The organism is Acinetobacter sp. WCHA29 (assembly GCF_002165335.1).
GTDB lineage: Bacteria > Pseudomonadota > Gammaproteobacteria > Pseudomonadales > Moraxellaceae > Acinetobacter.
The window spans coordinates 23,599-31,378 of record NZ_NHRQ01000028.1 but is presented as its reverse complement, the minus strand read 5'-3'; the positions used below and the strand labels follow the sequence as shown (position 1 = coordinate 31,378).

At 38.2% G+C, this 7,780-nt stretch carries 8 protein-coding genes, 1 rRNA gene and 1 pseudogene; all 10 read left to right on the top strand.

Annotated features, from left to right (window positions below; all coding sequences use genetic code 11):
- Positions 1-14 precede the first annotated feature (14 nt).
- The 10 genes and pseudogenes from rrf (at position 15) to hisC (ending at position 7,769) form a co-directional block, all read left to right on the top strand.
- Positions 15-129: ribosomal RNA gene (gene rrf / locus CDG59_RS13655) — 5S ribosomal RNA — on the top strand.
- A gap of 79 nt (positions 130-208) precedes the next feature.
- Positions 209-490, top strand: coding sequence for a hypothetical protein (locus tag CDG59_RS13650; protein WP_227519131.1), 282 nt, complete (start codon positions 209-211; stop codon positions 488-490).
- Positions 491-681: 191 nt separating this feature from the next.
- Positions 682-2,130 carry an RNA polymerase factor sigma-54 gene (locus CDG59_RS13645; RefSeq protein ID WP_005158801.1) on the top strand — a complete coding sequence of 483 codons (1,449 nt, stop codon included), beginning with the start codon at positions 682-684 and terminating at the stop codon, positions 2,128-2,130.
- 166 nt (positions 2,131-2,296) lie between these two features.
- Positions 2,297-2,638, top strand: a complete 342-nt coding sequence (gene hpf, locus CDG59_RS13640) for a ribosome hibernation-promoting factor, HPF/YfiA family (protein ID WP_005158799.1) — start codon at positions 2,297-2,299, stop codon at positions 2,636-2,638.
- Between the two features lie 135 nt (positions 2,639-2,773).
- On the top strand, positions 2,774-3,025 hold the full coding sequence (ibaG, locus tag CDG59_RS13635; RefSeq protein WP_087545791.1) for a BolA family iron metabolism protein IbaG: 252 nt from the start codon (positions 2,774-2,776) through the stop codon (positions 3,023-3,025).
- A gap of 6 nt (positions 3,026-3,031) precedes the next feature.
- Positions 3,032-4,291, top strand: a complete 1,260-nt coding sequence (murA, locus tag CDG59_RS13630; RefSeq protein WP_087545789.1) for a UDP-N-acetylglucosamine 1-carboxyvinyltransferase — start codon at positions 3,032-3,034, stop codon at positions 4,289-4,291.
- The gene (hisG, locus tag CDG59_RS13625; protein WP_087536792.1) at positions 4,288-4,977 is read left to right on the top strand and encodes an ATP phosphoribosyltransferase; all 690 of its coding nucleotides are present in this window, start codon (positions 4,288-4,290) and stop codon (positions 4,975-4,977) included. Before murA ends, hisG begins: the two co-directional genes overlap by 4 nt.
- A gap of 92 nt (positions 4,978-5,069) precedes the next feature.
- Positions 5,070-5,174, top strand: a pseudogene (locus tag CDG59_RS13620) (DUF4272 domain-containing protein); the annotation flags it as partial.
- Between the two features lie 155 nt (positions 5,175-5,329).
- The gene (gene hisD / locus CDG59_RS13615) at positions 5,330-6,619 is read left to right on the top strand and encodes a histidinol dehydrogenase (RefSeq protein ID WP_005158794.1); all 1,290 of its coding nucleotides are present in this window, start codon (positions 5,330-5,332) and stop codon (positions 6,617-6,619) included.
- Positions 6,620-6,683: 64 nt separating this feature from the next.
- Positions 6,684-7,769: a histidinol-phosphate transaminase gene (hisC, locus tag CDG59_RS13610; RefSeq protein ID WP_087545787.1), complete on the top strand. Its 1,086-nt coding sequence runs from the start codon at positions 6,684-6,686 to the stop codon at positions 7,767-7,769.
- The last annotated feature ends 11 nt before the right edge of the window (positions 7,770-7,780 follow it).

Below are 7,780 nucleotides of genomic sequence, written 5' to 3'. Positions count from 1 at the left end.
CACCACAACAGTTTGCTGGCGACAATAGCAAGAGTGAACCACCTGATCCCTTCCCGAACTCAGAAGTGAAACCTCTTCGCGCTGATGGTAGTGTGGCGTTTGCCATGTGAGAGTAAGTCATCGCCAGCTTTTAAATACGAACACCCCCACTCGAAAGAGTGGGGGTGTTTTTTATGCTATTGCTTCTATATATTTGTGTTTCTTAATATTGAATAGCATTAAAAAAAATACAGGGAAACAAAATCAAGAACCCAGTTTTGTTCGTGAATGGATATTGGATGATCCTGACGGTGGGCTATATGTAGCTTTTATTGCATCAGATAAAAAGGTCTGGACTACTTCTGGTCGTTATGCGCATTCATCTGCTTCAAGGAGTACGACTTGGTCTAGTTTTCTAGCAGAGGATTTAATTAAGCTTGTGCGAAGAACGATGGGACAGAACGTGCTTGAAGAAATGCTTGAGTGTCTTAAGCAGCAAAACATAAAATAATACTACGCTATTTGCATGTTTGTTAAATGAGAGGGATACAATCCCCATTTACAATAAATATTTGCACTTTTGTTATTTTTGAGCAGATTAATCAGTAGAAAAGAGCTTTGCTTATAGGCGTAAACATTGCTTTATGTTATAAATATTTTTATGGGCATGTTTTTTGCTTATTAAAAAAGGGAAGTCTTAGTATGAAATTATCTGTAGGGTTGAAAGTTGCGAATAGTTTATCGTTAACCCCTCAATTACAGCAGGCAATTCGCTTACTACAACTTTCTAGTTTGGAGTTGGAGCAAGAAATACAAATTCAATTAGATAGTAATCCGTTACTGGAAAAAATTGAAGAAAATAATACAACAGAAAGTTTATCTACTTCAGAGATCAGTGAGTCAGGAGATTTAACAACTGAACTTAATGCAGATCATTTACCAAATGACTTGCCTGTTGATACCGAATGGGATGATATTTATACACATCAATCAACTGCATTGGCATCGCCAGAATATGAGGAACGAGAGGATAATCGTCAAGTTCAATTGAGTCTAAAAGAACATATCTTAGAGCAAGTGAATTTATTGCATTTTTCTACAGTAGATAAATTAATTGCCTATTGCATCGTTGATTCTTTAGATGATAAAGGGTTTTTAGATGCTGAATTAGATGATATTTTGCTTGCAGTTACTCGTTTATTACAGGAAATGGAGAGTGCTGATGAGGTTGAAGAAGATGAAATTATTGTTGTTTTAAAACATATTCAACGTCTAGATCCAATTGGAGTGGGTTCTCGAAATTTAGCAGAATGTTTAAAGATCCAATTAGAAGGCATAGATCAAAAAAAATCATACTTAGCTGAAGCAAAGTGTTTACTGAAGTATTATGAATTATTAATAGCAAATGATTTAAATAAACTATTAAAACAAACAGGTTTGTCTAAAGAGCAGTTGAAAGGTGCTGTTGATTTATTAAAAACATTAAAACCGTATCCAGGTTTAGAATTTAACCAACAAGAATCTGAATATCAAGTTCCTGATGTTGTGGTTTCCAAGAAAGATCAGCATTGGCAAGTGCAGCTTAATCCAGATGTTATGCCTAAATTAAGGATTAATTCTTTTTATTCAAATATGATTCGTCGTGCTGATCAGAGTGATGATAATGTTTATTTACGTAATCAAATGCTTGAGGCGAAAAATTTTATTAAAAGTATAGATGAACGGCATAAAACATTACTCAAAGTTTCAACTTGTATTGTGGAACATCAGCGAGCTTTTCTTGAACAAGGACCTGAGGCGATGAAGCCTTTAGTTCTCCGTGATGTTGCAGAGGAAGTTGAATTGCATGAGTCTACTGTCTCACGTGTAACAACCAATAAATATATGCTTACACCACGTGGTTTATTTGAATTGAAATACTTTTTTTCAAGCCATGTTGGAACAACGACAGGTGGTGAAGCATCTTCAACTGCGATTCGGGCAATGATTAAAAAATTAGTTTCGAATGAAAATCCGCGTAAGCCTTTGTCTGATAATGCAATTGCGGAAATGTTGAAAGATGAGGGGATTGAAGTAGCTCGACGTACAGTCGCAAAATATCGTGAATCGTTACATATTCCATCATCTTCAGAAAGAAAAGTCTTGATCTAAATTTCAAGGTGTGACTATTCTAGGGATTCATTATTACGGAATAATGAATCTTTTTAATAATCACTAAAGGAATCGCTAAAATGATTTAATGAATGTTGAATCTTAATATGCATTAAATTTGCTTAGGTGATTCTTTGTATCCTTAGAAAAGGTGAGGGATAGAATTATGCAAATAACGATTCGTGGACACCATTTAACTATTACGCCTGCTATTGAAGAAAATATAAAAATGAAATTTAGTCAAATGACTAAGCATCTAGATCAAGTGAATAGTATGCAAATCAAATTGGCTAAAGATCATCAAATTGATAGACGTTCTCATAAAGGGAGCTCAAATCATATTGCTGAGGCGATTATTCGCTTACCGGGGATTGAACTTTTTGCGCAGGCGACAGCAGATGATATGTATACTTCGATTAATAAATTAACAGAAAAACTAAAAAGACAGCTTGCAAAACATAGAAAAATACAGTGTTCTTATCAACATGAGCTGGCAATTTTAACTTAAGTTTTTTATCAAAAGAGGCTATTGTAACTAGCCTCTTTTTTTTTATCGATAAAAAAGAAAAGGCTTACTGAATTATCTGAAAAAGTTATAGTAAAATGTATGGTTTGACGCCATGGTTGTATAAGAGGTCTAGTAATGAATAGTGAGCAGCTCACGCAAATTTTAAAAGAAGCTTTCCCTGAAGCAGACGTAGCAGTGAGTGGCCAAGCTGGGAAATTCGACCTTCGAATTGTTGATGATCAGTTTGATGGCAAACGTACGATTACTCGTCAACAAGCCGTATATGCACCATTAAACTCTTATATCGCAAGTGGTGAAGTGCACGCAGTTACGATTCGTGCAATGACAAAAGACGAATGGCGCAAAGCAAGCCTTTTCGGAGCTTAAATATTAATGGATAAATTTTTAATTACGGGCGGTGTTAAGCTCGAGGGCGAAGTACGTATTTCTGGTGCTAAAAATGCGGCTCTGCCTTTACTTGCTGCAATGATTCTCGCAGATTCTCCGATTACTTTAACGAATGTACCTCATTTAAAAGATGTGAACACCTTAGTGAAGCTGATTGCTGGCTTAGGCGTTACAATGAGTTATGAAGGGGATACGGTTCGTGCGGATGCGTCAACATTAGATAATCAGTTTGCACCTTATGAACTTGTGAAAACTATGCGTGCATCAATTTTGGTACTCGGTCCACTATTGGCTCGCTATGGAAATGCTAAAGTTTCATTACCTGGTGGTTGTGCGATTGGTTCACGTCCTGTTGATCAGCATTTAAAAGCATTGGAAGCTTTAGGTGCGCAGATTGAAGTTGAAAATGGTTATGTTCATGCTTCTGTTGATGGTCGCTTAAAAGGTGGCGAAGTTATTTTTGATATGGTCACTGTTGGTGGCACTGAAAATATCTTGATGGCTGCTGTATTGGCTGATGGTGTGACGACAATTCGTAATGCTGCTCGTGAACCTGAAATTACTGACCTTGCACAAATGCTCATTAAAATGGGTGCCAAGATTGAAGGTCTCGACACAGATACATTAGTTGTAACTGGCGTTGAAAGTTTACATGGCTGTGAATATGCGGTTGTTGCTGATCGAATTGAAACTGGTTCATATTTAGCTGCTGCTGCAATTACAGGTGGTCGAGTTAAAACCACGCATACGGACCCAGCATTGTTAGAAGCAGTATTGGATAAGTTTGAAGAAATGGGTGCAGAAGTGACCCGTGGTGATAATTGGATTGAACTAGATATGCAAGGTAAACGTCCTAAAGCTGTGAGCTTTAGAACTTTACCTCATCCCGAATTTCCAACTGATATGCAAGCACAGCTTATGGCGGTCAATGTGATTGGTCATGGTTTTGCAACGATTTCAGAAACAATTTTTGAAAATCGTTTTATGCATGTTCCTGAATTGTCACGTATGGGCGCAAATATTCAAGTGGAAGGGCATGATGCAGTCGTAACTGGCGTAGATAAATTGCAAGCTGCTCCTGTAATGGCGACTGATTTACGTGCATCATTTTCTCTTGTTCTCGCTGCATTAGTCGCAGAAGGTGAGACTTTAGTTGATCGTATCTATCATATCGATCGTGGCTATGAACAAGTTGAAGAAAAGTTACAAAGTTTAGGTGCTCAGATTAAGCGAGTAAAAGGATGAATGACTTAAGAAACGATGATCCAAATTTTGATGTAATGGGTAATTTTGATCATGGTTTAACCTTAGCGCTCAGTAAAGGACGTATCCTAAAAGAGACATTACCTTTACTTGAGAATGCGGGTATTAATTTATTAGAAGATCCTGATAAATCACGTAAATTAATTTTCCCAACCACACATAAAAAAGTACGTATTTTGATTCTTCGTGCTTCTGATGTACCGACGTATGTTGAGAACGGTGCAGCAGATTTTGGTGTAGCGGGTAAAGATGTGCTGATGGAACATGGCGCCCAACATGTTTATGAGTTACTTGATCTAAAAATTGCAAATTGTAAATTGATGACTGCTGGTAAAGTTGGCATGGAACGTCCGAAAGGCCGTTTAAAAATTGCAACTAAATACGTGAATCTTACTCGTCAATACTATGCAAGTTTAGGTGAACAAGTTGATGTGATCAAACTTTATGGATCGATGGAGCTTGCACCTTTGGTTGGGTTGGGTGATTACATCGTCGATGTGGTCGATACAGGTAATACTTTACGTGCCAATGGTTTAGAGCCATTAGAAGAAATTTGCAAAGTTTCTTCTCGTTTAATTGTCAATAAAGCGAGCTTTAAACGTAAACAAGCCGTGTTAAATCCAATTTTGACGCAACTTGAAGAAGCTGTGAAATTACGTTCAGTATGATTTTGTATGATGATTCAAAAAAACCGTTCTTTTGAACGGTTTTTTTATCGCTTAATTTTCTAATTAAGGGAAAGAATGTCTTACTTTCAAATGATGCTCGTTTAAAACAACAAGATGCACCTGAAAATTTAAATGCTTCAGTTGTTGTGGAACGTCATGGTGCTTTGAATTGGCTAATTCAGCATGATGGAGATTAGGATAATCCAGACTTAAATACATAAAATTTAAAATATTTAAACCTAAAAATGATTTTTTCTATTAAAGCAGATGGAAATGCTGATGTTATCTTGCCCACAAGCGTGTTGAAAAAGAGTAAACTTAGCCTTCTCTTATTCGCCTTGTGGGTAAATTGATGCGACGTTTATCGACTCAGGATCAAAATTTTAAACAGGCATTTGCTGAACTTTTAGCATTTGAAACTGTGAATGATCCTCAATTAGTACAAACTGTAGACCAAATCATTGCTGATGTTCGTCAGTATGGCGATGATCATGTACTTAAATTAACACAACAGTTCGATCGACATCCAGCGCATCAATTCTCGGATTTGGAACTGACCCAAGCTCAACTTAAAACTGCATTTGAAGGCTTAAGCACAGAAATTCGTGAAGCCTTGGAATTGGCTGCAAAACGTATTCGTTCTTTCCATCAGGCACAAAAGCAGGAAGGTTGGACTTATGTTGATGATCTGGGTAATACCTTAGGTCAGAAAGTCACGCCACTTGATCGCGTCGGGATTTATGTTCCTGGTGGATTAGCATCTTATCCATCATCTGTACTTATGAATGCTTTACCAGCACATGTAGCAGGGGTTCCTGAAATTATCATGGTGGTTCCAGCGCCGAATGGTGAATTGAATCCATTGGTTTTAGCAGCTGCATATTTAGCAGGGGTAAGCCGTGTATTTACTATTGGCGGTGCTCAAGCCGTTGCAGCGTTAGCTTATGGAACGCAAACCATTCCAGCTGTCGATAAAATTACAGGACCGGGGAACCGTTTTGTAGCAGCAGCCAAACGTGCAGTCTTTGGTCAGGTGGGTATTGATATGATCGCGGGGCCTTCGGAAATTTTGGTGTATGCCGAAGGGGAAAATAATGCTGAATGGTTGGCTATGGATGTATTGTCTCAAGCTGAGCATGATACGGTTGCACAAGCCATTTTTATTACGCCAGATGAAGCACTTTTAAATGCTGTCGAAACAGCCATTGAAAAGCATTTAAGTGAATTGCCAAAAGCAGAAATTGCTCGAACTTCGATTCAAAATCGTGGTGCGTTGGTACTGGTAAAGGATCGTGCGGAAGCGATTAAACTGATTAATCAGGTTGCTCCAGAGCATTTAGAATTATGTCTTGATGATGCTGAATTAATGAGCCAAGAGATTCGTCATGCAGGTGCGATCTTTATGGGGCGTTATACGCCTGAAGCGATCGGTGATTATTGTGCAGGTCCAAATCATGTTTTACCGACTTCGGGTACAGCGCGTTTTTCTTCACCGCTCGGCGTCTATGATTTCCAAAAGCGTTCAAGTTTAATTATGTGCTCGCAAGAGGGCGTTAAAACTTTGGCTAAAACAGCAGATGTGTTGGCAGTTGAAGAAAATCTTGATGCCCATGCACGCTCGGCACGCTATCGTTATCAATAACCGATTCGAAGAATAGATAGGGGCTGATAGAAGCCCCTTTTTTGAGATATATGAGAGTAGAACAATGACGTTTACAACTGAACAAATGCGTTTTTGGAGTCCAGAAGTTCGTGAACTTGAGCCATATGTACCAGGTGAGCAGCCTAAGATTCAGAACTTACTAAAACTTAATACCAATGAAAACCCATATCCACCATCACCTAAAGTTGTGGAAGCTGTTCAAGCAGTTTTAACTCACCAAGCCGATGCTTTGCGCTTGTATCCAGATCCAGATGCGACCGCTTTAAAGCAGGCAATTGCTAAACAGCAGCATGTTGATGTTGCTCAAGTCTTTGTCGGTAATGGTTCGGATGAAGTTTTAGCGCATATTTTTAAGGCTTTTTTTATTCAGAAAGAGCCAATTCTCTACCCAGATATTACCTATAGTTTTTATCCTGTTTATAGCCAGTTTTTTGGAACTCAGACCAAGCAGATTCCATTGAATGAAAAATTCGAAATTGATGTGTCGGATTATGAACAGGAAAATGGCGGTATTATCATTACCAATCCGAATGCGCCAACCAGCATTGCATTAGGATTAGCACAGATTGAGCAAGTACTTAAAACAAATCCTGATCGAGTCGTGGTGATTGACGAAGCTTATGTCGATTTTGGCGCTGAGTCAGCAGTGCAATTGGTCAATCGTTACGAAAATTTAGTCGTTTGCCAAACGACATCTAAGTCTCGTTCATTGGCGGGATTACGTGTCGGCTTTGCGATTGCTCAAGCGCATTTGATTGCTGCACTTGAAGCTGTAAAAAATAGCTTTAATTCCTATCCAATCGATCGTTTTGCGATCGCCGCAGCGGTGGCCTCATTTGAAGATCAAGCTTATTTTGAAGCGCAATGTGCCAAAGTGATTGAGAGTCGAGAAAAATTAGTTGGTGATCTCGTGGCTTTGGGTTTTGATGTATTGCCATCGAAAGCCAATTTTATCTTTGTCACGCATCCTCAATACGATGCTGCTCAACTGGCTCAACAATTACGTGAGCATGGTATTATTGTGCGTTATTTCAATAAACCAAGAATTAATCAATTTTTACGTATCACGGTTGGTACAGATGAACAAAATCAACGTCTAATCGATACACTTAAAAATCAAATTTTATAATTCTATAAAAT

Bases quoted from the DNA above. Each gene is read 5' to 3' on its own strand.
- CDG59_RS13645 (WP_005158801.1), top strand. From the start codon at position 682: ATGAAATTATCTGTAGGGTTGAAAGTTGCGAATAGTTTATCGTTAACC.
- hpf (WP_005158799.1), top strand. From the start codon at position 2,297: ATGCAAATAACGATTCGTGGACACCATTTAACTATTACGCCTGCTATT.
- ibaG (WP_087545791.1), top strand. From the start codon at position 2,774: ATGAATAGTGAGCAGCTCACGCAAATTTTAAAAGAAGCTTTCCCTGAA.
- murA (WP_087545789.1), top strand. From the start codon at position 3,032: ATGGATAAATTTTTAATTACGGGCGGTGTTAAGCTCGAGGGCGAAGTA.
- hisG (WP_087536792.1), top strand. From the start codon at position 4,288: ATGAATGACTTAAGAAACGATGATCCAAATTTTGATGTAATGGGTAAT.
- hisD (WP_005158794.1), top strand. From the start codon at position 5,330: ATGCGACGTTTATCGACTCAGGATCAAAATTTTAAACAGGCATTTGCT.
- hisC (WP_087545787.1), top strand. From the start codon at position 6,684: ATGACGTTTACAACTGAACAAATGCGTTTTTGGAGTCCAGAAGTTCGT.